Consider the following 22,713-nt stretch of genomic DNA (forward strand, 5'->3'; position numbering starts at 1 on the left):
CTGCTCCGGAACATCATGAAATGACACGCCACGGATCATGGCGAATAGCGCGGTCAGCCGTCGGCCGGCCATAGCGATGAGGGCTCGAGTGCGGCATTTTCCCTGCACCAGTTTGTGTCCGCAGTCCTGGTCATCGCCAAGCCCAGCATCAATGCCGGGAGGCTAAGTGGAGCTTGCCACACCATGGCTGTGCGCCAGCGCGACAGCTTGGGCGCGGGAGCCGACGCCCATCTTCTTGAAGAGATTGCGCACGTGGAATTTCACCGTGTTCTCGCTGATCCCCAGCGCCTGCGAAATAGCCCGGTTGCGCTGCCCCGCTGCCAGAAGCTGCAGGACCTCGAATTCCCGGCCGCCCAGGCTCCATTCGGCGATGTCCGCCGCGTCTGACGGCGGGGCGTCCAGCGGGAGCCTCACCGAGACTTCCGTGCCCCATCCGCCCATGACCTCGATCTCGATCAGCCCGTTCAACGCCTCCACGCGCCGCACGAGGCGGTTCAAGGCCGCCGCGGAGGGATCGATGCCGCCGCGTGCATCGTCGCGGACGTTGATCAGCAAATTCTCACCGTCGCAGTCCCACTGCACCCGGATCCGCTGGATGTCTTCCTGCTCCATCATCGCCAAGGCCAGGCCGCGCACGATGGCCCGGGCGGCATGAGCCACCTCGCCGGGCAACGCCCTGCCGTTCTTGGGCGGCTCGACGAATTGCAGGTCCACGCCGCTCAAAGTGGTCAACGGGCGCAGGTCATCGCGCAAGCGGGTGAAAGCCGAAGCAACCGGTTCCTCCACGATGCTATTGGTGCGGTCATCCACGGTCTTGAGCCCGACCAGGGTCTTGGCCGCAAGGTTGATGGCGGCAACGCGCGCGGCCGCATCGTCCAATTGCGTGGAGCGCAAGGTCGCCAGCAGGATATCGAGGCTCGTCGCATACTGTTCCACCAGCTCGCCGGTCACCCGGACCCGCTCTGCCGAGACCGCGCGCGATTCCCGCAGATAGGACGGAGGGGCATCGGCCACCTTCTCGCGGATCCGGTTGGCGGCCAGATTCCACAGGTATTCGACCAACTCGGGCTGGCCACCGGCGGGGCGGGGCTCGATGAGCACTAGCAACGCATTGCTGGGCGGGTAGCGCAGGGCAAGGATCTCCCGCGGAGCTCCGCCGATCTCGGCACGCTCGCTCCAGCGGTTCTCACCGGGATGGGAACCGCGGATCCGATCCAGTTCCGCTATGCCCACCAGATCCGTGATGTGCTGGTCGCCGGCGAGCTTCCTGGGCCTATCGGTGCACTCCTCGGTGAAAATGGCCAGGGCCGCGCAACGGATTTCCGGAGCCAGGGCATCACGCAGGCGAACGGCGATCTGCGGCAGCGCAGCCGTGGCCAGCAGCGCGATCGATTCGAGCACCCCTGGTGCCGGTGCCGCAGCTTGCAGGCCAGGGGCGATAGAGGAGTCCAGAATGCTCATGCAGGCCAGTGTATCGCAGCTCGGGGGACCAGCCACTATCCGAAAGGATAGGTTCAACTGCCTGTAAATGGCGTAGCGGCCACCCCTTTCTGGCCGGAGAATTGACTCATGCCCATCAAAGCCGACCCGGTCCGCCGGGAGGCGCTGTCGAAAGGAATGGCATGAACACCATGGCCGAACCCCTCACCGAAGCGATATCCCAGCAGGACGTGCTGGACACCATGAACCTGGTCCACTCGGAGATCGAGGCAACCGTGCGGGGCGTGAAGCCGCGGCAGGTCATCGAGCTCGCAGCGCAGCTGCGCGCTGCACCGAGGGTGTTCGTAGCCGGCGCCGGACGCAGCGGGCTGGCCTTGCGCATGGCGGCGATGCGCCTGATGCATCTGGGCCTGGCCGTGCACGTCGCCGGGGATGCCACCACGCCGGCCATCGACGAGGGGGACCTGCTGCTCGTGGCCTCCGGATCCGGAACCACCGCGGGCGTGGTCCAGAGCGTCCGCACCGCCCAACGGGTCGGTGCCCGGATCGCGGCCATCACCACCGATCCATCCAGCCCCATCGGGTCGGCTGCCCACGTTCTCGTAGAAGTCCCGGCCGCAGGGAAAACGGACCACGGATCGTCCATTACCCGCCAATACTCCGGCAGCCTGTTCGAGCAGGCGCTGTTCCTGATCACTGAAATCGTGTTCCACACGCTCTGGAGCGCGGATGATGCCACCGCCCAGCAGCTGTGGCAGCGCCACGCGAACCTGGAGTAGAGCGGCGCTTTTGGCGCCAATACCAACCCACCATTAATAACCCCTGAAAGGGAACATCATGAAAATCCAAGTTGCCATCGATCTGCTCAGCACCGCCGAAGCGCTGGAGCTGGCTGGAAAAGTCGCCCCGTATGTGGACATCATCGAGCTGGGCACCCCGCTGATCAAGGCCGAAGGGCTTTCGGTGATCACCGCCATCAAGCAGGCCCACCCGGACAAGACCGTCTTCGCGGATATGAAGACCATGGACGCCGGTGAACTGGAAGCGGATATCGCTTTCGCCGCTGGCGCGGATCTGGTCTCCATCCTCGGGGCGGCCGATAATTCCACGATCGCCGGCGCAGTCAAGGCCGCCACCGAGCGCGGCAAGGGCATCGTCGTGGATCTGATCGGCATCGCTGACAAGCCAGCCCGGGCCCGCGAAGTTGCTGCGATGGGCGTCCAATTTGTCGAATTCCATGCTGGCCTGGACGAGCAGGCGCAGCCGGGCTACGACCTGGACGTGCTGCTGAGCGCAGGCACGGCATCCCAGGTGCCGTTCTCGGTGGCTGGAGGTGTCAGCATCAGCACGATCGCCAACGTCCAGAAGTCCGGCGCGCAGGTAGCCGTAGCTGGCGGTGCCATCTACTCCGCCGCCGACCCGGCACAGGCAGCCAAGGAACTGCAGGCCGCACTGGTCTAGGAATAGTACCCGCCGGGTTGTGAATACGACCTGGCGGAGAAACGCCACCGATCCTGGTGGGGTTGACGATGAACATGCGATGAAGCCAGGTGCTGCAGGTTGCGGCCCTGGCTTCATTGCTGCCATGAGGGTGGCATAGGCCTATTCTTGCGCCGGTGTTCGGTTGAACCGTTCGGCCTACTGATTGGCCTGTGGCCTGTACGGATTAGTGCGGCGTTGCTTCACGTCTGGACCCGGCACCTGGGCGCACACTGCGGTAATGGCAGTGGCGCTTCAGCGAAGAAACCGCGGGCTCGTTCCCAGAGCCCAGCCGCGGTTTTCATTTGGCAATGGGCAGGATTGAAAATCCGGTTCATGTTCCGAGATTTCTTGTGTGCATCAAAAATCTTGCTCAGATTGAAGCAGAGGAAGACCTCACCCGGGTGCGCATCGACAACCCGAACTCGCTTTCGGATCTTGTCTCGGCAGGAGCTTAGCGGGCACCCAAGGGTCACTACAAAAGAAGCTTGAGGTGCCGGCAACGAACATTTCTCGGTAAATCGATAACCAGGAACCGACAGGTAATCACAATCAACGTACGCACGTTGGTGCTGGGCATCACGGCAACGGCCATTATACGAGTGGTGTAGGCGTCCGCACTGCGACCTGTGGATAAGATTGCTCTGGACAGAGATGCTAGCGTTGCAATACGCTGTGTCGCTCGCAATTCTCCGAGAGCACCCATATCAATAGAACATCACGGCAGGCCCGCTTCTCCAGGTGAGATGCGGGTCTGTTCCCTTTGCGGATACGGATGGGTGCCGGTGCTGGCATGATTCCACGAATGATATCGCCATAGCGGCCAACAAGGTAACTGTCTCTTGACTATCGATTGCGTTCAACTACGGCGATCCCATTACCTGTAGCCCAACTGCGCACTTGAACCTGAGAATCCTGATACCAATCCGAGAGGCGAACCTCGCCGTCCTTGGTGATATGCCCGATTTCGGCAATGCCGAAGCCCTGCGCGACTTCACCGGCCAGCCGTGCCGCCGTGGATACGAGTTCGGGGCCGGGTGAGGCGAGGCCGTCAATGTCTGCAACCGTTTCGGCAGTGATCTTCTGACTGAAAACCGATTCACCTCTCGGGTCGCACCAGTGATGACGGATGCTACCAAGCTGGACGGCACGGTCAGTTGGCGGCATCAGCGACGCCCTAATAAGAGCGTTTCCTGACGTGCCAGTTCGGTCTCTCGTGTGGCTGCCGAGATGCTTGAGCCCTGACAACACAGACGAAATCAAACTGTCGCCTACGATAAGGAGATCCTCGGATTCCGCCGGTGTGGCACGGCTGCTAGGAGCTTGTTCGATCAGCCGAAGGGCGAAGGCACCTGATCCGTCGCAATGAAACTCTGCGTAGACGTATACAGGTGTTTTGATCTCCCGGGCGTGGAACCGATCATCGGCAATGAGACGGCGGCGGCGAACACTGGTTCGGTGGAAGGAGATCCCCACCTCAGTGACGATCCCGAGGTCTTTACGAAGCACTTCCGCCGTAAATTGTCGTTGCACAACGTCGGTGAGTTCCAAATGCCCGGGGGCGCTTGGCACAAGCGAAACAACGAGCCAAGGGGAATCGCACGGTTCTAGTTGAGATCGGAGATCTTGCTCCACTTGCTCTAGGCGGTCATCAAGCGCGGTCATGTGTGCAAACCGCTCGCGGTATGTGCCAGCGACCTCAGGTTCGGACAGGTACCTTGTCGTGGATCCATTGCGCGTTGGAAATCGGAACGCGTCGTTGATGATCACTGCGTGTGGCATTGAAGCGGACTTCGGAACTGCGACGAGGTAAAAGCCTCGTGTCGGCTCGTTGTCGCGGTCCGACATTCCATTCGAAGAGTCAAGTGTTTCTGGAACAGCGATGATGTCGATGGCCGGCAATGGCGAGACTCCTGAAGCGACGATCTGGAGCATTCTGCCCTTCTCAGTATCCGTGAGAACGACGCCGTCAGCGTCAATGGCTCGGGCTTGGTCATCCTCGGCTACTCCGATGACGATAACGCCGCCTGCCGTGTTGGCGAGGGCGGCCACGTCTCCAGCCAGGTCCCGTTTTGCCTTGTCCGTATTACCGTACAGTTCTCGTTTGAAGTCGAGGTCGAACTCTTCGGTAACGCCGTTGGACACGAGAGACCGAATATTGTCGGCCGTGACGTGGTCGAATGAAGCGCCAAATACGGATTCAAGGCGACGGGATCTCAGAATACTCATGTCTCAGATTGTCTCAGAACGGTCCGACTTATTGAGAGGCTGCTGAACGCAATCATTTGAATCGATGCCGCGGATCGAAGTCAACGCCGAACCGCAGCTCTCCACGGAGCCGATTACTACTCCAGCGGATCTCTGCGATGAATGCTCGATCTATGGTTTCGCCGTGGATAGGAGTCCACGCCTGAACTATGGGCAGGCCGCCACCACTCGTGACGCCGGCCCACGCCCACTTGCCTGCCGTACTCAGGTCGACGGCAATCCTACGAGTGACCACTCTCGCCAAGAACTTTTCGCCGAGAATGGCCAAGGGCAACGCCTGACTTGATGTCGGTGGTTCAAAGACTCCTGAAATCATGTCGTCCCAGTCTCGCAAAACGGTGGCTGCCTCGCGGGCGAGGAGTCGTGCGAGCTCGTCGTTGGACTGTTCCCACTTGCCAACCAGATTGCTCAAACTGAGGAACTGCCACAGTTCCTTGTCGGTTTCCGTGAGGCGCCCTTCATCGAAGCTAAGTGCCGCGAGATAGGGGGATCGGCCTGGTCGGGACTCGTATGCAGCCTGTTGCTCTTTGCTCATTGAGTGTCCGAGCTTTACTTCAACCGCGGCACTGTCAGAACCGGATTTCAACACCAAATCCGCGTAATTCTCGGTTTTGGACCCCTCACGTTTGATCTCGTCGGGAACGAAGCCGACGACCTCGGCCCATGGAGAAGGATCGCGGTCACTGAGGAACTGGATAAGATCCGAAATGTTCGTTTCCCGCGCGAGGAGACGACTTAGCCCGCGACCGCGACCCCAATGATTCATTTGACTGCTCATAAGCTCACCATTGCGCATTGCCTGCGCGATGCTCGTTGGATGACGGCCGGATTAAGAATATGTCTATCTCCTACTGGTCGTCGACCGATGCCTGTATTAGGTAGCTTTCGACCAGCCAACCGTTTTTTCAGCTTCCATGACGACTAGTCCTCCTTCCTCGATGAGATGCTTGACCGTGCGAGGGTTCCGCGCGAACTTCGCTGCGCCCGGAGCCGGTGGGCCGAACCTCAGGCCGCGGGTCCCGGCTGAGTAGACGCCTGCCTGGACGCGCTCGTGGATAAGTTCGCGATCGTAATCGGCGAACGTCGCCATGTCGTTCACCATCAGATGGTCTTCGCTTCCCAATGTGTCAATGCGGAACTTCGACAATCTACGGTACTGTCAGCCGCGTCAGTCATTTAGGACGATGCACCATTCTCCTGTTCGCCAATAAACCGCGCCAAGACAAAGACTGGAAGCAGTAGCTGAGGCTGTTCGGCTTCTGTCCCAAGGCACAGAAGCCGAACAGTCTCAGCTGGTTAGCAGCGAGTTTTCATCCAGTCGGTGCCAGGCACGGTTGTGATACACCAAACCGTGGCTGGGTTGGCCAGGTTCGCTATCGCGTTCAATGTGCGACTGGAGCGCCCGGGCCACAAAAACCGTGGACGTGCCCGCCTGCACTCGTTCAATGACCTCACACCGTACCCAAGCGCGCACGTTATCAAAGACCGTTTCTCCGGTGCTCAAACGAGTCCATGTCTGGTCCTGAGCAAAACGATCTACCCCGCTGGCAGCACCCAGCTTTGCCAATTCAATGTCGTGGACATCCAAGAAATGAACAACGACCGTCTGAGCACGAGAGAGTACGTCAGAGGCAGAAGAGAGAGCCGAAATTGAGAAGACTAGCAATGGCGGATCTACGCTGATGGAGGCAACCGATGTTGCGGTGAGGGCAACTGGGCCCTGGCCAGCATCGGCAGTGATGACACTGACCCCACCCGGGTGCCCTCGAAAGACTGCTTTGAAGTCTTCTGCGGGCAGGGAGTCGGTTGCGTCTATCGAGACTTTAGACACTGGCACCGACGAGCTCCTCGCGCAGGATTCCGGCTCCGGCGCTTAAAGCACTGAGCTTTGCCAGCGAGACATCGCGAGGGAATGGAGCCATGCCACAGTTGGTGCTGGCAATGAGCTTGTCTGCGTCAACAAATTCCAGCGCCTTACGTAGGGTCTGTGCGACTTCTTGTGGGGTCTCAATGGCAACATTGGCTACGTCGATGGCACCGAGCATGACCTTCTTGCCGCGAACCATCTCAACTACTTCAAGCGGCACGTTGGAATGGTGAGATTCCAAAGAAACGGTGTCGATGGTTGAAGCCTGCAATAGCGGGAAGGACTTCTCGTAGTGGCGCCACTGCGCGCCGAGAGTGGCTTTCCAGTCATTGTTAGCCTTGATGCCATAGCCAAAGCAGATGTGGACGACGGTCTCGGCTTTGAGCCCCTCGCAGGCACGCTCCAAGGCAGCAATGCCCCAGTCGGCGACCTCATCAAAAAAGACGTTGAAGGCAGGCTCGTCGAACTGGATGACATCCACCCCGGCGGCTTCAAGTTCGCGGGCTTCCTGGTTCAGGATGGTCGCGAATTCCCAGGCCAGCTTCTCGCGGCTGCGGTAGTGCGCATCGTACAAGGTGTCGACCATGGTCATGGGGCCAGGAAGGGTCCACTTGATCTGCTTGTCGGTACAGGAACGCAGGAACTTTGCGTCCTGAACGAATACCGGCTTTTCACGTTCTACGGCACTAACGACGGTAGGCACGCTCGCGTCGTAGCGGTTACGAATGCGCACGGTCTCGCGTTTTTCGAAGTCGACACCGCTCAGGTGCTCAATGAACGTGGTGACAAAGTGCTGACGGGTCTGTTCGCCATCGCTGATGATGTCGATGCCGCGTTGGGTCTGTTCGAGGACCGCGGCACGCATGGCGTCTTGCTGGCCTTCGCGCAATTGCTCGCCTTCAAGCTTCCATGGGGACCAGAGCTTTTCAGGTTCGGCAAGCCATGAAGGCTTGGGCAGGCTGCCGACAATTGACGTGGGGATAAGTGGGGAAGTCATAAGTTATCTTTCGGATTCTTAGGCGACAGGAGTCGGGTAGGAAGAAGACCACTGATCGAGCAGTTGGCGATTCGGGATGATGAAGTGCTCTTCGGTGAACTTGCCTTGGACCTTGCCCAACTGAGTTCGTTCTTCGCGGTCATAAAAGACACGGGTGGGGGAGAAGTCCTCGGCGCCCAGGCTTGGGTGGTACACGGAAGGTGCAGCCGAATTGGCGTTGTAGATCTCCGGGCGGTAGATCTTCTGGAAGGTCTCCATGGTGCTGATGAGGCTGATCAGCTGAAGGTTTGTGTAGTCGTTGAGCAGGTCGCCACGGAAGTAGAAAGCCAGTGGCGCAACAGCACCTGGTGGCATGAAGTAACGGACGCTCAAGCCCATTTTCCCGAAGTACGCATCGGTCAATGAATTCTCATCCTGCTGGTATTCCAAACCGAGCACCGGATGGCTATTGCCGGTGCGGAAATAGGTCTTGGAAGTCGAGACGCTGATGCAGACCACTGGCAGCTGGGCAAAACGCTCACGGTATGCCTGTGAGTTCAAGAAATGCTGGAAGAGCTGTCCGTGGAGATCGCCAAAATCTTCTGGAAGCACCGGAGCTCCGCTGTCATTGCAAGATGCTGGGAGCACGACGCTGAAGTCGTAATCGCGGACGTAAGAAGAGAAATTATTGCCGACCATGCCCTGGGACCGAGTACCCGTGAGTTTATCCACGATCGTGGTTTCAAGCACTTCTAAAAGCGGGAATTCCTGATCGTTATTATCGGCAGAAAAATGCACATTTGCTGAAATGATTTCCAATTCCAGAGAGTAACGGTCGCCCTGGGGATTGTCCCAGTGAGCCAGGGAATTGAAGCGACGGTTGATCATCGTCAGGGCATTGCGAAGGTTCTCTTCGCGACGCTCTCCGCGTGCCAAATTGGCGAAGTTTGTCGTGGTTCGAGAATTCGCCGAAGGGGAGTAATTCTCGTCGAATCTGGTGGTGCTAATGCTGAAATTTAATGCGTCTGCCATGACGGCCAATCTGTATTTGGGAGGCCTGGGCAGGCCGAGGGGATGTCGTTGCGTCAATCATGCAGGGTGATTCTTGATATCGGGTAACTCGATATAACTATGGATTCATATAGACTCTGGCTATGGTTCAGGGAACGAATGGTCTGACACTGCAGCAACTTCGCTATTTCGTGGCGGTCGCCTCGGAGGGCTCGATCTCCGCTGCCGCCGACCTGATTTACGTCGCACAGCCCAGCATGTCCTCAGCGATGAAGGAGCTTGAATCACGGGTGGGGCGCACCTTGCTGATGCGCTCGGCCAGGGGAGTGACACTCACCGCCGAAGGCGCCGAATTCCTCGGCTACGCCCGGCAGGTCCTGGAACAGGTGGAGCTTCTTGAGCACCGCTATCTCGGTCGCCCCTCGGCCCGGCGGCTGCTGGGCGTCTCCACTCAGCACTACTCCTTTTCGGTGGACGCTTTCGTGCGGATGGTGCAGGCCAGCGGGGCCGAGGAGTACCAGTTTTCGCTGCGCGAGACCCGCACCGAGCAGATCATCGAGGACGTGCGCACGCTGCGCAGCGACATCGGGATCCTGTACCGCAACGACTTCAACCGGAAGGTCATCGACAAGCTGCTGCGCGAATCGCGGCTGGTCTTCCACCCGCTGTTCCTGGCCGATCCGCACATTTTCATCTCGCGCAGCAACCCGCTGGCCACCCGAACCCAGGTCACGCTCGAAGACCTCGAAGACCTGCCCCGGCTGACCTTCGACCAGGGCGCGAATAATTCCTTCTACTTCGCCGAGGAGGTGCTCTCCACGCGCTCCAGCCAACGCGAAATCCAGGTCTCGGACCGCGCCACCATCTTCAACCTCATGATCGGCTTGGGCGGGTACACGATCTCCACCGGCATCATCAGCGACGAGCTGGACCCCTCCATCGTGGCCATCCCGCTAGCGATCGAGGAGCGCATCGAGATCGGCTGGATTGATCACGCTGCCATTCCGCTCACCGACCAGGCCCAGCGCTACCTGCAAGAAGTGCGAACGGTGGTCGCCAGCTTCGGGGTAGAAGTGCTTGGCTGAGCCGCCAGCAGCGTAACCCCCGGTCATCGAGCACCGGCACATCGTCACAAACTTCCAACAAAACCTCTACATCACGCCGATTCATCTCAAAAGGTCGCGTCATAAAGTGCTGCCGGCCACCTCGTCATCATGACAACGAGAAGTCATATGAAGCCTGGCGGCCTTGTATGAAGCCGGCCGCCCGATACCGCTTGCACCGTTTGCGTCCCATGGCCAACCATGGAGGAACAACAAACCATCAAGAGCGACTAAGAGATCTGGCTCGTTGACGTCGCAGCAACCATCGGGAAACCGAAAGGTGCTAATGCCAGGAACGATGGAGCAGTTCCGAACGCGTTTTTGCGTACTGTGCTTCGTGCCGCCGCACGATGCCAATCGGTGCACTCCCTCGCAGATAATCGAGGAGGAGCCATGAGCCAGGAAACCGACGCGGTGCACGCAGGGTACCGCCCGAGCGGAGACTTCCGCCCGATGCTGCCGCCGCTGCACAATTCCGCAGCCTACCAATTCGCATCGCATGCCGAAGCGATCGAGAAGTTCGCCCTGCGCCAGGCCGGCTTCACCTACTCGCGCACCGGCAACCCCACCGTTTCGATTCTCGAACAGCGCGTGGCCGCCCTGGAAGGCGGGGCCCACGCGGTGGCCACCGCCACCGGGCAGGCAGCCGTGGCCTTGTCCCTGCTGGCCCTGACCCAGGGACCCAAGCACATTGTGGCCTCTTCCTCGCTGTACGGCGGCACCGTGGACCTGTTCACCGACACCTTCGCCGACTTCGGCATCCGCATCAGCTTTGTCGACCAGGCCGACCCGTCCGCCTGGGCCGCTGCCATTGAGTCGGACACCCGGGCGTTCTTCTTGGAGTCCGTCTCCAACCCGCTGTGCACCGTGGCCGATCTGCCCGCCATCGCGGCGATCGCCCACGAGCACAACATCCCGGTGGTGGTCGACAACACCCTGGCCACCCCGCTGAATATTCGGCCTCTGGAACTCGGTGCCGACATCGTGGTGCACTCGGCCACCAAGGGCCTGGCCGGTCACGGCTCGGTGCTCGGCGGGGTAGTGGTGGACTCGGGGAAATTCGACTTCTCCGATGCCGCCCGCTGGCCGCAGATCGCCGCCCCGCGGGTGCGTCTGAACAACACCTCGCTGCTTGAGCGCCACGGACCGACCGCCTATGCGATGCTGGTGCGTTCCAAGTTCCTGCACGATCTGGGCCCGACCCTGGCCCCGGCCAGCGCCCAGGGCATCCTTGCAGGCATCGAGACGCTGCCGGTGCGCGCCGCCCACGTGCAGCGCAGCGTCACCAGGCTGATCGACGCGCTTGCCGAGTATCCGGGCATTGCCGCCATCCACCACCCTGCGCTGCCCGAGCACCCCAGCCACGAGCTGGCCCGGGCGCTGGCGCCGAAGGGCACCGGCTGCGTGCTGGCCATCGAGCTGGCCCACCCGGCCCTGGTTTCCCCGGTAATCGATGGGCTCAAGCTGATTTCCCTGGCCGCGAATGTGGGGGACACCCGCACCATGGTCTCCCACCCGGCGACCATGACGCACTGCCGGCTCTCGGAGCAGCAGCTGGCCGACGCCGGCCTGAACACCTCCACCCTGCGCCTGTCGGTCGGGCTGGAAGACCCCGCCGACCTGCTCGCCGACCTCACCCAGGCACTGGATCTGGCATTGGACCAGGCCCTGGCCCCACAAACCCAAGGAGCATGATGACTGGCTTCAACACCCTCGCCGTGCACGCCGGCCAGCACAAGGATCCGCACACCGGGGCGGTCGTGCCCCCGATCTACCAGACCAGCACCTTCATCCAGGACGGCATCAACGTGCTGCGTTCCGGGCATGAATACTCCCGCGGCTCGAACCCCACCCGCAACGGGTTCGAATCCCAGCTCACCGCGCTGGAAGGCGGCACCGCCGGCTTCTCCTTCGCCTCGGGGATCGCGGCCGAAGACGCGCTGCTGCGCGCAGTGCTGGAACCGGGCGACCACATCATCCTGGGCGCCGACGGCTACGGCGGCACCAACCGGCTGATCTCCAAGCTGCACAGCAAATGGGGGATCACCTCTTCGGCGGTGGACATCACCAGCCTGGATTCGGTGCGCGCCGCGGTGCGCCCGAATACCGCGCTGCTCTGGGTGGAGACTCCCTCCAACCCGCTGCTGGGCATCGCCGACCTGGCCGGCTGGGCGGACATCGCCCGCGAACACGGCGCCCTGCTGGTCGTGGACAACACCTTCGCCACCCCGTACCTGCAGCGGCCGCTGGATTTCGGAGCCCACGCGGTGGTCCACTCCACCACCAAGTACATCGGCGGGCACTCCGATGTGCTCGGCGGGGCCATCATCGTGGCCGACCACCTCTTCCGCGGCCAATCCCTGGCCGAAGCGGTGGGCTATCAGCAGTTCGCCGGCGGCGCGGTGGCCGGACCGCAGGATTCCTACCTGGCAGCCCGCGGCTTGAAGACCTTGGGCCTGCGCATGGAACGCCACTGCGCTTCGGCGGACAAGCTGGCCCGCTGGCTCGATGCGCAGCCCGAGGTCACCCGGGTCTACTACCCGGGGCTGGAAAGCCACCCCGGCCACGAGCTGGCCAAGCGCCAGCAGCGTGGTTTTGGAGGCATCGTCTCGCTGCAACTCACCAATGAAGCAGCGGCCCGCGCCTTCGCCGAATCCATGGAGTACTTCCAGCTCTCGGTCTCTCTGGGCGGCGTCGAATCCCTGGTCTGCTACCCGCGCGAAATGACCCACGCCTCACTGATCGGCACCGAGCTGGAAATCCCGGCCAACCTGGTCCGCCTTTCGGTGGGCATCGAGGAACCGGAGGACCTCATCAACGATCTCACCGCCGGGCTGGCCGCCGCACGCTCCGCTGTCATGAACGTCCCACGCCCCGCCATGGCTTCCGCCTAGTTATCCACATTCGTCAGCAGCACAACCCCAACATTGCGCGAAGGCACCATGCTGTGTTCATGACAGCATCCATGAACGCAGCCTTGAGGCAGCTGGCGGAGGCAGCCAGCTTGGTCGCCTCCGCCACGGCAGCGCTCGCCCAGCCAGATCTTCCCGCTGGGCACGCCGCCTACTTTGCGATGCTCACCGAACACCTCGGGCAACAGCTCACCCGCGCACAGATTCACGCCGCCGAAGCGGCACGCCGCACCGGTGCACACAAACTCGACCAAGAGTCTCTCCAAGCGATCAGCGACGCGGGCCCGAAACCCACCGCGCAGGATGTGGACGCCACCGTGGGGCGCACCACCAGCGGACGCACACACTTTAGGCACACCGCGGACCTCTTGCATGGCTGGTTGGGTATCCCGTTGTCTACCGCACGGGATCGCTTGGTGCAGGCCGATTGCCTGATCGCCGGGGTCAACGATGCCGGCCAACTCACCGCACCATGGCTGCCTGAACTCGCCAAGCAGTTTACCGACGCGAACACGGACCCGCGGCTGGTCGTGGCCGCCTCAAAGAAGATCCATGCCGTGCGTAATGACTTAGGCCAGGACCACGTGCGCGAAGCGGCGAAGACAAAATTACAGGCCGACGCGGTTCACTTCATCAAAAACGAGCCGGAGACCGCGCGGAAGCATCTGTCGGATCTGGTGGCGGAGGTCAAGTCTGGAACCCGTGAAATGGAGGCGCTGCTTGCGGAAATCGGTTTTTTCAAAGTCGGCACCCGCAACGGACTAGTGGAATATCTACTTCGCGTACTGCCCGCGCAGGCCGCGGTCATCGAGGCGTTCCGGCAGCAGCTAAACAACCCGAAGACGATCGCGGGGAATCGCGACGCGCTCCGGGAGCTGGATTCTGAGCTAACCGGAGAACCAGCCAGTCAATGGGACGATGTCAGTTCCATGCCCGACTGGGCGCGAGCCGACGCCACACAGTCGGAGGAAGCCGGCGACGGGGAACTTCTTTCATCCACCGCCGAGGAACCTGACGAGCAGCCCGCAGGGCAGGTCAACAATGAACCGACCGCAGAACCGGCGGCCCGCACACCGCGCCCTGAGCAAATGGACGCACCATGGGAAAATCTGAGCCCCGAGCGGAGACATCTGATCGGGTTCATGGCGCTGCTGATGATCGATCGCACAGGTTCAGGGGGTTCGCCAGGTAAACAACCCGGGTTGGCCACCCCGCAGGTGAGCATCATCATTGACTACGAGAAGATGGTCGAACGCGGCAAGGACTTCGCGGTGACTTCCTCTGGCCTGGCCTTATCGGTGGGCGAGACGCGCGCGGCGTTGTGCAATGCGGGAGTGTATCCGTTGGTGCTCAATGGCAAGAGCCTTCCGTTGGATTTGGGGCGGACTCAACGGTTATATTCCAAGGCGCAGGGTCGTGCGATCCGTGCCGCCTACCGGGGTTGTTCATATCCGGGGTGCAGTATGCCTGCCGAACGGTGCGAGCTGGATCATTTAGATGCATGGGAGAAGGGCGGAAATACCGATCTCTGCTCCTCGGACCTGGGCTGTCCTGTGCACCATATTGAACGGCACTGCGGCTTCTTCCACGCGGTAAAAATTCCAGGATGCCGTCCGATGGTGTTGCTGTCTCAGGAGCTGGATCCGGAGCAGCGTTTGCGGGTGAACACGTTTTTCCTGACACCCGATGAAGCCTTGGAGGCAAATGCATTGGCCGATTCCATGACCAGGTTGTGGCGTGCAGGGAAGCTCGATGTAGAAATAGTCGACCCCTAAGCAACGAATCGCCTCGAACCGCCAAAGCTGCGCGGCCCTTGCCACCCGGCGCTCCCGGCCTCCAGACAATGCCCGGTGGCCGCGTCCGGAAAATCATGCGGCGTAATCATGTTGAGCGTGCGAATCTTGATCGTTTTGTCGTCATAATTGGCGCGAGGGTGATCGTTTTGCCAAGATGAGTTCATGTCTTCTGATCTTCCTGTTCACTCCGCACCCGAGTCGGCCGGCGAGGAACGCAACGCCAAGGTTGCCGTCACCCTCTTCCCGCTGCTGGTTCTCGCCGGCGGAGCCATCGCACTACTCACCCCCGAAACCTTCACCGGCTTCTCCAAGCTGATCAATCCGTTGCTGATGGTCATCATGTTCGGCATGGGACTCACGCTGACCTGGCCGGACTTCGCCCTGGTAGTGCGCAAGCCGCTGCCGGTGGTCCTGGGCGTCATCGCCCAGTACGTCATCATGCCGCTGCTGGGCCTGGGCATCGCGATGTTGCTGCAATTGCCACCAGCACTGGCCGCCGGCGTGATCCTGGTCGGCTGCGCCCCGGGCGGCACGGCATCAAACGTCGTCACCTACCTCGCCAAGGGCGACGTCGCACTGTCGGTAACGATGACCTCGATCTCCACCCTGCTCGCCCCGATCTTCACCCCGCTGCTCACCTTGTGGCTGGCCGGACAGTACCTGCCGGTGGACGCCGGCACCATGGCACTGTCCATCGTGCAGATCGTCCTGATCCCGGTAGTGCTCGGACTGGTGCTGCGTGCGATCATTCCGCGTCTGGTCAACGCGGTGCTGCCGGCCCTTCCATGGGTTTCGGTCATCGCGATCACGTTTGTGGTGGTCATCGTGGTCGCCGGCAGCTCGGCGGCGATTTTCAGTGCCGGCCTGCTGATCCTGCTGGCGGTCATCCTGCACAACGCCGGCGGCATCGCGCTGGGCTACGGCACCGCAAAACTCTTCAAGCAGCCGATCGCCAGCCGCCGCACCATGGCCGTCGAGGTGGGGATGCAGAATTCTGGTCTGGCCTCCGGTCTGGCCAAGCAGTTCTTCACCCCCGAGGCTGCCCTTCCCGGCGCCGTGTTCTCCGTCTGGCACAACCTGTCCGGCGCGCTGATCGCAGCGTACTGGCGTCGCAGCAGCGCAAAGAATGCTCAACGTGCGGCCGCGGAGGCGCAAACGGTGAAGTAACCAAGCCCCTGCGCACCATGCACGCAGCGCCGGCCCCAGAAATTCTGGGGCCGGCGCTGCGCGGTTTAAAACGTGGTGGTTTAGTGGGTGAGCAGATCGTTCGGGTAGCGGACCCCCACCGATGCGCGGATCGTATCGAAGAGTTCCATGGTTTTCACCGAGTGCTCCCACGGCATGGTGGGGGACGCGGTGAGTCCCTGCTGAATGCAGCGGGTCGCCTCACGGAACTCGTACCCGTAGTTCTCGCCTACCGCCTCGAACTCTTCCACGCGTGCCGGCCCGTCGGTGGGGTGAACGATCAGTTGACTGGCGTTATGCAGCGGCGTGTTGGTCGCCAGCCATCCGGCCGAACCGACCACCCGCGCCTGCTGGGGTGCATTGCCGGTCAGCGTCACCATGAGTTGCGCGTGCCCACCGGCTGCGTACCCCAGGTTGATCGCGGTTTGAGTATCCACCCCGTCTGCGTTGAGCTGCGCTACCGCCTGCACCGAATCCGGGAATCCTAGCGCACCGACGGCCCAAGTCAACGGGTACACCGCTAAATCCAATAGCGCCCCTCCGCCGGCCTTCGGGTCAAAGAGACGCCAGGCCGGATCGTATTGAGCAAGGAATCCGAGGTCCGCTTGTACCCAGCTGATCTCGCCCAGTTCCCCGGATTCGATAATCGCCAGTGCCCGGGCGAAAGCGGGGGTGAACCGCGCCCAGAGTGCCTCCATGAGGAACAGCGAGCGTTCGCCGGCGAAGTTAACAAGGGTGCGCGCCTCGGCGGCGTTGATGGTCAGTGACTTCTCGCAGATCACATGCTTGCCGGCGGCCAACGCGGCCATCGCGATCTCGAAGTGCTGCCCATGCGGGGTCGCAATGTAAACGGCGTCCAGCTGGGCATCGGCCAAAAGCTCCTGGTAGGAACCGTAGGCGCGTTCGATGCCGTGCTCGTCGGCGAAGGCGCGTGCCTTAACCACGTCGCGGGAGGATACCGCGCACACGTTTGCATCCTCCAGGGCTTGCAGGTCGCCCAGGACCTTGGCGACGATCCGCCCGGTGGCCACCACGCCCCAATTCAGCGTTCGTCCGGTCGCGGCCTGCGATGGTGCTGCGCCCGGCTGGGCGACGGGCGGGGTAAGGATATGGGACTTCACGGGAGGATACGATCCTTTGGCTAGCGGGGAAGAGGCCGGGATGGGCTAGGAGGCGTTCGCGGCCAAATGCTTGGCGGCGAGCACCAGGTAGTGCTCGGCGTTGACGTTGAGGCTGCGAACTTCCTCATCGCTCAGTTCGCGGCGGACCTTCGCCGGCACACCGGCCACCAGCGAGCGTGGCGGCACCTGGGTGCCTTCGAGCACCAGCGCCCCGGCCGCTACCAGCGACTTTTCGCCGATGACCGCACCGTTCATGATGGTGGCGCTCATTCCGACCAGGCAGCCATCGCCCACGGTAGCCCCGTGAACCACCGCGCTGTGCCCGACGGAGACCCCGGTGCCGATGGTGCAGGGAAATCCCTTGTCCGCGTGCAGCACCACGTTGTCTTGAAGGTTTGTGCCCGAGCCCACCCGGATCGGCGCCGAATCACCGCGCACCGAGACGCCGTAGAAGGCGCTGGCGCGGTCGCCAAATGTTACGTCGGCGCTGAGCGTCGCGGTAGGGGCAAGGAAAACTTCGGCGCCCACGGTAGGGGTGGCGCCGTCAATGGTAATTATGTGAGCCATGGCACCCATCCTATCGCCAGTGTGCACTGCAGCGAATTGATCCGGCCCGGTGTGCAATACCGCGTGCCACCGTAAAGCCTAGGAAAAGACGATGGTGCGCTGCCCGTCAAGCATCACCCGGTGCTCGGCATGCCACTGCACCGCTCGGGTCAGCGTGCGCCCCTCGACGCTGCGCCCCAAGTTCACCAGCTGCGCCGGTGTGCGTGCGTGGGTGACGGAGGTGACCTCCTGATCGATGATCGGGCCCTCGTCGAGATCCGCGGTCACATAGTGCGCGGTCGCGCCGATCAGCTTCACCCCGCGGGCATGAGCCTGGTGGTACGGCTTCGCCCCTTTGAAGGAGGGCAGGAAGGAGTGGTGGATGTTGATCACTCGCCCACTCATCCGCTCGCACAACGCGTCGGAGAGGATCTGCATGTAGCGTGCGAGCACCACCAGTTCGATGTTGTACTCATCGGCCAGGGCCAGCAGCTCCGCCTCGGCCTGCGACTTATTCGCCGCGGTCACCGGCAGGTGCACAAAGTCCACCCCGTAGAAGTCGGCCATCGGCTTCAGATCCAGGTGGTTGGAGACGATCACCGGCACCTCGATGGCCAGATTCCCGGCACGCTGGGCGAAGAGCAGATCGTTGAGCGCATGCCCGGCCTTGGAGCACATGATCATGGTGCGGGTGCGTTTGGCGGCGTCGTCCACCCGCAGCGACATCACAAATTGTTCACGGATGGGCGCTAGCGCGGCACGCACCTGCATGAGTGACTGTTCGGTGGCCACCTCGATGCGCATGAAAAAGGTGCGCGAATCGGGGGATTCATACTGCTGGGATTCGGTGATATTGCAACCAGCGCCCAGCAATCCGCCGGAAATTGCATGCACGATGCCCGGTTGGTCGAGGCAGGATAGGGTCACGATGTACTGGTTGCTCATGGTTCGAGGTTAACCTCCGCAAGGCCCCAGCACCGAATCCTTAACTTTCCTTACGCGCTCGCCGTCTCGCGCCGGTCCGTGGATTCCGGGCCCGATGAGTGCGCGGTGGCGGCTACGGTGCGTAACCGGCGCACCGCCGCGAGGGCTGCCTTGCGCCCCGCGCGGGTGGCGCCAATGGTGGAGGCCGAGGCCCCGTAGCCGACAAAATACAATCCCGGCACGTCGGCGGCGCTGACCGAGTCTTCCAGCACCCGGATTCCGCCGTCTTTGGTGTGTAGTTTCAGCCCGCGCAGGTGCCGGTGGGCGTGCCGGAAGCCGGTGGCCCAGAGGATCGCGTCGATTTTTTCCTGCGTGCCGTCGGCAAAACGCACCGACTGGGCACCGAGGCAGCTGATTTGCCCGCGCGAAACCAACGCTCCGGAGTTGATGCCGGTCTTCATCGAATCGGACAGGATCAGCCCGGTGGTGCCGACCACCGATTTGGGTGGCAGCCCGGCGCGGGTGCGTTCGTTAACTTCGCGTTCCACCGCCACACCCCATTCGGGGTCATTGCCCACCTCACGCCAATCTGGGGCGCGCCGGGTGGACCACAGCGTGTCGATTCCGGCGGCTCGAAGTTGCACGATGAACTGGGTGGCGCTCGCGCCGCCGCCGACCACCAGCACACGTTGGCCGGCAAATTGTTCCGGCGCGGCATAGGTTGCGGTGTGTACCTGGGGGCCGGCGAAATTTTGTATCCCGGGGTAGACGGGCCAGAACGGGTTGGTCCAGGTGCCGGTCGCATTGATGATGGTGAGCGCGTCAAGGGTTTCCCCGGTGGTGAGCTCCACGGTGAAGACCGAACCGTCGTGGCTCAGCGATCGCACCGCCGCGCCGTGCCGTACGGCCAGACCCATCTGCTTTTCAAAGTCCGCATAGTAGGCGGACACCACTTCGGAGGCAGGACGAGTGGGGTCTTGATGCTCGAAGGGGAAATCTGGCAGCGGGTGGATATGGTGTGCCGCGCCGAGCGTGAGGCTGTCCCAACGGTGCTGCCAGGCGCCGCCGGGGTGCGCGTTCGCGTCGAGCACCAAAAAATCTTTTCCGGACACCAGATCGCGCCGTTGCAACTGGTAGGCGGCTGAAAGACCTGCTTGACCTGCGCCGATCACGATGCTCTGGTAGATCACGCGGTCTTCTCTCTTCGCGGGGTACTCGCTGTCCTGTTATCTGGTGCAACACGCTCAGCGCGCCGGGCATTCCGCGGGTGAGCGGAAACACCACGGGTTTGGCTCACCCGCGCGGCACCGGGCAGATCACATTTTTCCTCCGTCATCCACCTGCGCGCGGCCGGTGAAGTTCGTTAGACTTAAGCGCGTAAGTATCGTGACTGGCGTTGGGTGGAATACCACCGGGGAGCGATCAACCATTGTGAATACGGACCGCGCGCCTGGGTCTTGTACCGATCAGCATCGTGAGTCCCGCAGTCACCGCGGGACGCCACCGGAAGGAACAGCATGAGCGCACGTATTCTCGATGGCAAGGCCACCGCGGCAACCATCAAGGCCGAGTTGACCCAGCGCGTGGCCAAGCTCAAGGAGCAGGGCCACACCACCGGATTGGGCACCATTCTGGTGGGCGAGGACCCGGGATCGAAGTGGTACGTCGGCGGCAAGCACAAGGACTGCGCGCAGGTCGGCATCGAGTCGATCCGCGTGGATCTGCCCGAAGATACCACCCAGGATGAGCTGCTCGCCCAGGTGCGCCAGCTCAACGAAAACCCTGACTGCACCGGCTACATCGTGCAGCTGCCGCTGCCCAAGCACATCGACCAGGACGTCATCCTGGAGGCGATGGACCCGGCCAAGGACGCGGACGGGCTGCACCCGATGAACCTGGGCCGCCTGGTCGCGAACGTGAACCGCCCGATGACCTCACCGCTTCCCTGCACCCCGCTGGGCTGCGTGGAGCTGCTCGAACGCCACGGCATCGAACTGGCCGGCAAGCACGTTTTGGTGGTCGGCCGCGGCGTGACCATCGGCCGTCCGGTCGGGTTGTTGCTCACCCGCCGCGAGATCAACGCGACGGTCACCTTGGCGCACACCGGAACCACCAACCTGCCCGAGCTGCTGGCCCGGGCCGACGTGATCATCGCCGCCGCCGGGGTGCCGCACATCATCAAGCCGCAGGACGTCAAGGCCGGGGCGATCGTGCTCGACGTGGGAGTCTCCCGCGTGGATGGCAAGGTCACCGGCGACGTGGATCCGGCGGTTGCCGAGGTCGCCAGCTGGATTTCGCCGAACCCGGGCGGCGTGGGTCCGATGACCCGCGCGATGCTGCTGAACAACGTGGTTGAAGCCGCCGAACGCAACGCCGCCAACGCCGTCAAAACCTCCAACTAGGTTCAACGCACAGCACAACCAAGCGGCCCGTGGGGCCATCTGCGCCGCGGCGAAGATGGCCCCACGGGCCGCTCGCTTAACCTCAAGTGCACCGGCTAGCTGACGCGGATCCAAGAGGAATGCGCAGATCCCTATTCGTGCTCCGGGCACAGCGAAGCCCCGGCAAGAACCGAAAGTTCTTGCCGGGGCGTTGTTAGCGGTGCTGCCTAGTGATTGGCCCGCTTCTTCGCTGGTTCCGCGGTGCGCTTGTCAAAGATCAGCGCACCAACTTCCTGCTCTGCCTGGTTGCGGAAGGACAGATCGATGCCCTGGCGATCGCGGATCAGGCTGACCGCGGTCAGCGAGATGACCACGACGATCAGCAGGTACACGGCCACCGCATTGGTGCCGCCGGTGGCCTGCACCAGCGCCTGAGCGATGGTTGGGGCGAAGGCACCGCCGACGATTGCGCCGATCGCGTAGGAGATCGACACCCCGGAGAAGCGCACCGAGGCGGGGAACATCTCGGAGTAGAGCGCGGACTGTGCGCCGTAGGTCAGGCCTAATCCGATGCCGAAGATTCCGAAGGCCAGATAGAGCAGACCCAGTGAACCGGAGTTGACCAGCGCAAAGACTGGGAAGAGCGAGAGCCCGAGGATCACGAACCCTAACTGGTAGGTACGCACGCGGCCCAGTAGGTCCGCCAGCACGCCGGCGACCATCGTGAAGATTAACCAGATCGTTGCGCCGAAGACCACCGCGAGCAGCACGTCGGTACGCTCCAGCCCGATCGGGCCGTCGGGGTCGGTGGTGTAGGACTGGAAGAACCCACCGGTAGTCATGTAGCCGGCAGCGTTGTTGCCAGCGAAGACCAGCGCGGCCACCAGAACCAGACGCCAGTGCTTGCGGAACAGTTCCACGACCGGGACCTTGGTCTGTGCCTTCTGCTCGGCGATTTCCTCAAAGACCGGGGACTCATCAACGGCACGGCGCACAAAGTAGCCAATAGCGATCAGTACGATCGAGGCCAGGAACGGTACGCGCCAGCCCCACTGCACAAATTCTTCGCCCGGGGAGATGACGCCGGTCATCAGCGCCATGGTGCCCGAGGCGAGCAGCATGCCCAGCGGCACACCGATCTGCGGGTAGGAGCCGGCACGTCCGCGATGCGTATCCGGCGCGTGTTCCACGGCCATCAGTACCGCGCCGCCCCATTCGCCGCCCGCGGAGATGCCCTGCACGATGCGCAGCAGCAACAACAGGATTGGCGCCCAGATGCCGGCGGTCTCATAGGTTGGCAGCACGCCGATGAGCATCGTGGCCGCTCCCATCAGGCTCAGTGTCAGGACCAGCATGGCGCGGCGGCCGATCTTGTCGCCATAGTGCCCGGCGAGGAACGCGCCCAGCGGGCGGAAGAGGAAGGACAAGCCCACCGAAGCGAAGGAGATCAGTAGCGCGATGTCCTTGCCTGCCGGTTCAAAGAACAGGTGGCTGAAGACCAGGCCGGCGGCGGTCGCGTAGATGAAGAAGTCGTACCATTCAACGGTGGTGCCGATGATGGTGGCGAAGGCGACGCGCCGTTGATTGGACTTGGCGCTCCGTCCTGCTGATGCTGCGGTGGTACCCATGATGCTCCTCGCTGAGCCGTAGCGGACCCCATGGCCGTTACTGCGTGAGTTGTAAGTCACTACCAAGTGTTGCACC

20 protein-coding genes and 2 riboswitches are annotated in these 22,713 nt (G+C 62.2%); of the genes, 8 read left to right on the forward strand and 12 right to left on the reverse strand.

Features of this window, described 5'->3' with window-relative positions; translation table 11 throughout:
• Positions 1 to 162: 162 nt before the first annotated feature.
• Positions 163 to 1,461 carry a helix-turn-helix transcriptional regulator gene (locus ACX5K5_RS03160; protein ID WP_459175016.1) on the reverse strand — a complete coding sequence of 433 codons (1,299 nt, stop codon included), beginning with the start codon at positions 1,459 to 1,461 and terminating at the stop codon, positions 163 to 165.
• A gap of 161 nt (positions 1,462 to 1,622) precedes the next feature.
• Between ACX5K5_RS03160 and hxlB the strand changes: the two genes are divergently transcribed.
• Both hxlB and hxlA read left to right on the forward strand, forming a co-directional pair.
• Positions 1,623 to 2,219: a 6-phospho-3-hexuloisomerase gene (gene hxlB / locus ACX5K5_RS03165; protein ID WP_459175017.1), complete on the forward strand. Its 597-nt coding sequence runs from the start codon at positions 1,623 to 1,625 to the stop codon at positions 2,217 to 2,219.
• A 58-nt stretch (positions 2,220 to 2,277) separates the two neighbouring features.
• On the forward strand, positions 2,278 to 2,901 hold the full coding sequence (gene hxlA / locus ACX5K5_RS03170) for a 3-hexulose-6-phosphate synthase (RefSeq protein ID WP_443447239.1): 624 nt from the start codon (positions 2,278 to 2,280) through the stop codon (positions 2,899 to 2,901).
• Between the two features lie 864 nt (positions 2,902 to 3,765).
• Here the strand turns inward: hxlA and ACX5K5_RS03175 are convergent.
• The 6 genes from ACX5K5_RS03175 to ACX5K5_RS03200 all read right to left on the reverse strand — a co-directional run bounded on the left by ACX5K5_RS03175 (position 3,766) and on the right by ACX5K5_RS03200 (position 9,062).
• A complete protein-coding gene (locus ACX5K5_RS03175) occupies positions 3,766 to 5,148 on the reverse strand; it encodes an AlbA family DNA-binding domain-containing protein (protein WP_459175018.1) in 1,383 nt (460 codons plus the stop codon).
• 52 nt (positions 5,149 to 5,200) lie between these two features.
• Positions 5,201 to 5,965, reverse strand: a complete 765-nt coding sequence (locus ACX5K5_RS03180; protein ID WP_459175019.1) for a hypothetical protein — start codon at positions 5,963 to 5,965, stop codon at positions 5,201 to 5,203.
• 96 nt (positions 5,966 to 6,061) lie between these two features.
• Positions 6,062 to 6,277, reverse strand: a complete 216-nt coding sequence (locus ACX5K5_RS03185; RefSeq protein WP_459175020.1) for a hypothetical protein — start codon at positions 6,275 to 6,277, stop codon at positions 6,062 to 6,064.
• 198 nt (positions 6,278 to 6,475) lie between these two features.
• Positions 6,476 to 7,018: a flavin reductase family protein gene (locus ACX5K5_RS03190; protein WP_459175417.1), complete on the reverse strand. Its 543-nt coding sequence runs from the start codon at positions 7,016 to 7,018 to the stop codon at positions 6,476 to 6,478.
• Positions 7,011 to 8,051, reverse strand: coding sequence for a methionine synthase (locus ACX5K5_RS03195; protein WP_459175021.1), 1,041 nt, complete (start codon positions 8,049 to 8,051; stop codon positions 7,011 to 7,013). Before ACX5K5_RS03195 ends, ACX5K5_RS03190 begins: the two co-directional genes overlap by 8 nt.
• 18 nt (positions 8,052 to 8,069) lie before the next feature.
• The gene (locus tag ACX5K5_RS03200; RefSeq protein ID WP_459175022.1) at positions 8,070 to 9,062 is read right to left on the reverse strand and encodes a DUF1852 domain-containing protein; all 993 of its coding nucleotides are present in this window, start codon (positions 9,060 to 9,062) and stop codon (positions 8,070 to 8,072) included.
• Between the two features lie 122 nt (positions 9,063 to 9,184).
• Between ACX5K5_RS03200 and ACX5K5_RS03205 the strand changes: the two genes are divergently transcribed.
• The 5 genes from ACX5K5_RS03205 to ACX5K5_RS03225 all read left to right on the forward strand — a co-directional run bounded on the left by ACX5K5_RS03205 (position 9,185) and on the right by ACX5K5_RS03225 (position 16,019).
• A complete protein-coding gene (locus tag ACX5K5_RS03205; protein WP_096256531.1) occupies positions 9,185 to 10,126 on the forward strand; it encodes a LysR family transcriptional regulator in 942 nt (313 codons plus the stop codon).
• Between the two features lie 232 nt (positions 10,127 to 10,358).
• Positions 10,359 to 10,449, forward strand: a riboswitch (SAM riboswitch).
• Positions 10,450 to 10,537: 88 nt separating this feature from the next.
• Positions 10,538 to 11,839 carry an O-acetylhomoserine aminocarboxypropyltransferase/cysteine synthase family protein gene (locus ACX5K5_RS03210; protein WP_459175023.1) on the forward strand — a complete coding sequence of 434 codons (1,302 nt, stop codon included), beginning with the start codon at positions 10,538 to 10,540 and terminating at the stop codon, positions 11,837 to 11,839.
• Complete coding sequence (locus ACX5K5_RS03215) at positions 11,839 to 13,038, forward strand: cystathionine gamma-synthase (protein WP_459175418.1); 1,200 nt, start codon at positions 11,839 to 11,841, stop codon at positions 13,036 to 13,038. Before ACX5K5_RS03210 ends, ACX5K5_RS03215 begins: the two co-directional genes overlap by 1 nt.
• Positions 13,039 to 13,097: 59 nt before the next feature.
• Positions 13,098 to 14,831 carry an HNH endonuclease signature motif containing protein gene (locus ACX5K5_RS03220; protein WP_459175024.1) on the forward strand — a complete coding sequence of 578 codons (1,734 nt, stop codon included), beginning with the start codon at positions 13,098 to 13,100 and terminating at the stop codon, positions 14,829 to 14,831.
• 183 nt (positions 14,832 to 15,014) lie between these two features.
• Positions 15,015 to 16,019 (forward strand): bile acid:sodium symporter family protein, encoded by a 1,005-nt coding sequence (locus ACX5K5_RS03225; protein WP_096256535.1) that lies wholly within the window; start codon positions 15,015 to 15,017, stop codon positions 16,017 to 16,019.
• An 80-nt stretch (positions 16,020 to 16,099) separates the two neighbouring features.
• On the opposite strand, the gene ACX5K5_RS03230 is transcribed toward ACX5K5_RS03225, so the two are convergent.
• The 4 genes from ACX5K5_RS03230 to ACX5K5_RS03245 form a co-directional block, all read right to left on the reverse strand.
• A complete protein-coding gene (locus ACX5K5_RS03230) occupies positions 16,100 to 17,158 on the reverse strand; it encodes a Gfo/Idh/MocA family protein (protein ID WP_443438633.1) in 1,059 nt (352 codons plus the stop codon).
• Between the two features lie 45 nt (positions 17,159 to 17,203).
• A complete protein-coding gene (locus ACX5K5_RS03235) occupies positions 17,204 to 17,725 on the reverse strand; it encodes a gamma carbonic anhydrase family protein (protein ID WP_096256537.1) in 522 nt (173 codons plus the stop codon).
• 78 nt (positions 17,726 to 17,803) lie between these two features.
• Complete coding sequence (purU, locus tag ACX5K5_RS03240) at positions 17,804 to 18,649, reverse strand: formyltetrahydrofolate deformylase (RefSeq protein WP_096256538.1); 846 nt, start codon at positions 18,647 to 18,649, stop codon at positions 17,804 to 17,806.
• A 50-nt stretch (positions 18,650 to 18,699) separates the two neighbouring features.
• Entirely contained in the window at positions 18,700 to 19,818 is a 1,119-nt protein-coding gene (locus tag ACX5K5_RS03245) for a flavin-containing monooxygenase (protein WP_308422399.1), read from the reverse strand.
• A 186-nt stretch (positions 19,819 to 20,004) separates the two neighbouring features.
• Positions 20,005 to 20,091, forward strand: a riboswitch (ZMP/ZTP riboswitch).
• A gap of 54 nt (positions 20,092 to 20,145) precedes the next feature.
• On the opposite strand from ACX5K5_RS03245, the gene ACX5K5_RS03250 reads away from it, so the two are divergent.
• Positions 20,146 to 21,030, forward strand: a complete 885-nt coding sequence (locus ACX5K5_RS03250) for a bifunctional methylenetetrahydrofolate dehydrogenase/methenyltetrahydrofolate cyclohydrolase (protein ID WP_188684329.1) — start codon at positions 20,146 to 20,148, stop codon at positions 21,028 to 21,030.
• 206 nt (positions 21,031 to 21,236) lie between these two features.
• On the opposite strand, the gene ACX5K5_RS03255 is transcribed toward ACX5K5_RS03250, so the two are convergent.
• A complete protein-coding gene (locus tag ACX5K5_RS03255) occupies positions 21,237 to 22,637 on the reverse strand; it encodes an MFS transporter (protein WP_459175025.1) in 1,401 nt (466 codons plus the stop codon).
• Positions 22,638 to 22,713 lie beyond the last annotated feature (76 nt).

Source organism: Glutamicibacter bergerei (assembly GCF_054495185.1).

Coding starts and splice junctions, on each gene's coding strand:
- ACX5K5_RS03160 (WP_459175016.1), bottom strand. CDS start 1,461: ATGAGCATTCTGGACTCCTCTATCGCCCCTGGCCTGCAAGCTGCGGCA.
- hxlB (WP_459175017.1), top strand. CDS start 1,623: ATGAACACCATGGCCGAACCCCTCACCGAAGCGATATCCCAGCAGGAC.
- hxlA (WP_443447239.1), top strand. CDS start 2,278: ATGAAAATCCAAGTTGCCATCGATCTGCTCAGCACCGCCGAAGCGCTG.
- ACX5K5_RS03175 (WP_459175018.1), bottom strand. CDS start 5,148: ATGAGTATTCTGAGATCCCGTCGCCTTGAATCCGTATTTGGCGCTTCA.
- ACX5K5_RS03180 (WP_459175019.1), bottom strand. CDS start 5,965: ATGAGCAGTCAAATGAATCATTGGGGTCGCGGTCGCGGGCTAAGTCGT.
- ACX5K5_RS03185 (WP_459175020.1), bottom strand. CDS start 6,277: ATGGCGACGTTCGCCGATTACGATCGCGAACTTATCCACGAGCGCGTC.
- ACX5K5_RS03195 (WP_459175021.1), bottom strand. CDS start 8,051: ATGACTTCCCCACTTATCCCCACGTCAATTGTCGGCAGCCTGCCCAAG.
- ACX5K5_RS03200 (WP_459175022.1), bottom strand. CDS start 9,062: ATGGCAGACGCATTAAATTTCAGCATTAGCACCACCAGATTCGACGAG.
- ACX5K5_RS03205 (WP_096256531.1), top strand. CDS start 9,185: ATGGTTCAGGGAACGAATGGTCTGACACTGCAGCAACTTCGCTATTTC.
- ACX5K5_RS03210 (WP_459175023.1), top strand. CDS start 10,538: ATGAGCCAGGAAACCGACGCGGTGCACGCAGGGTACCGCCCGAGCGGA.
- ACX5K5_RS03215 (WP_459175418.1), top strand. CDS start 11,839: ATGACTGGCTTCAACACCCTCGCCGTGCACGCCGGCCAGCACAAGGAT.
- ACX5K5_RS03220 (WP_459175024.1), top strand. CDS start 13,098: ATGACAGCATCCATGAACGCAGCCTTGAGGCAGCTGGCGGAGGCAGCC.
- ACX5K5_RS03225 (WP_096256535.1), top strand. CDS start 15,015: ATGTCTTCTGATCTTCCTGTTCACTCCGCACCCGAGTCGGCCGGCGAG.
- ACX5K5_RS03235 (WP_096256537.1), bottom strand. CDS start 17,725: ATGGCTCACATAATTACCATTGACGGCGCCACCCCTACCGTGGGCGCC.
- purU (WP_096256538.1), bottom strand. CDS start 18,649: ATGAGCAACCAGTACATCGTGACCCTATCCTGCCTCGACCAACCGGGC.
- ACX5K5_RS03250 (WP_188684329.1), top strand. CDS start 20,146: ATGAGCGCACGTATTCTCGATGGCAAGGCCACCGCGGCAACCATCAAG.
- ACX5K5_RS03255 (WP_459175025.1), bottom strand. CDS start 22,637: ATGGGTACCACCGCAGCATCAGCAGGACGGAGCGCCAAGTCCAATCAA.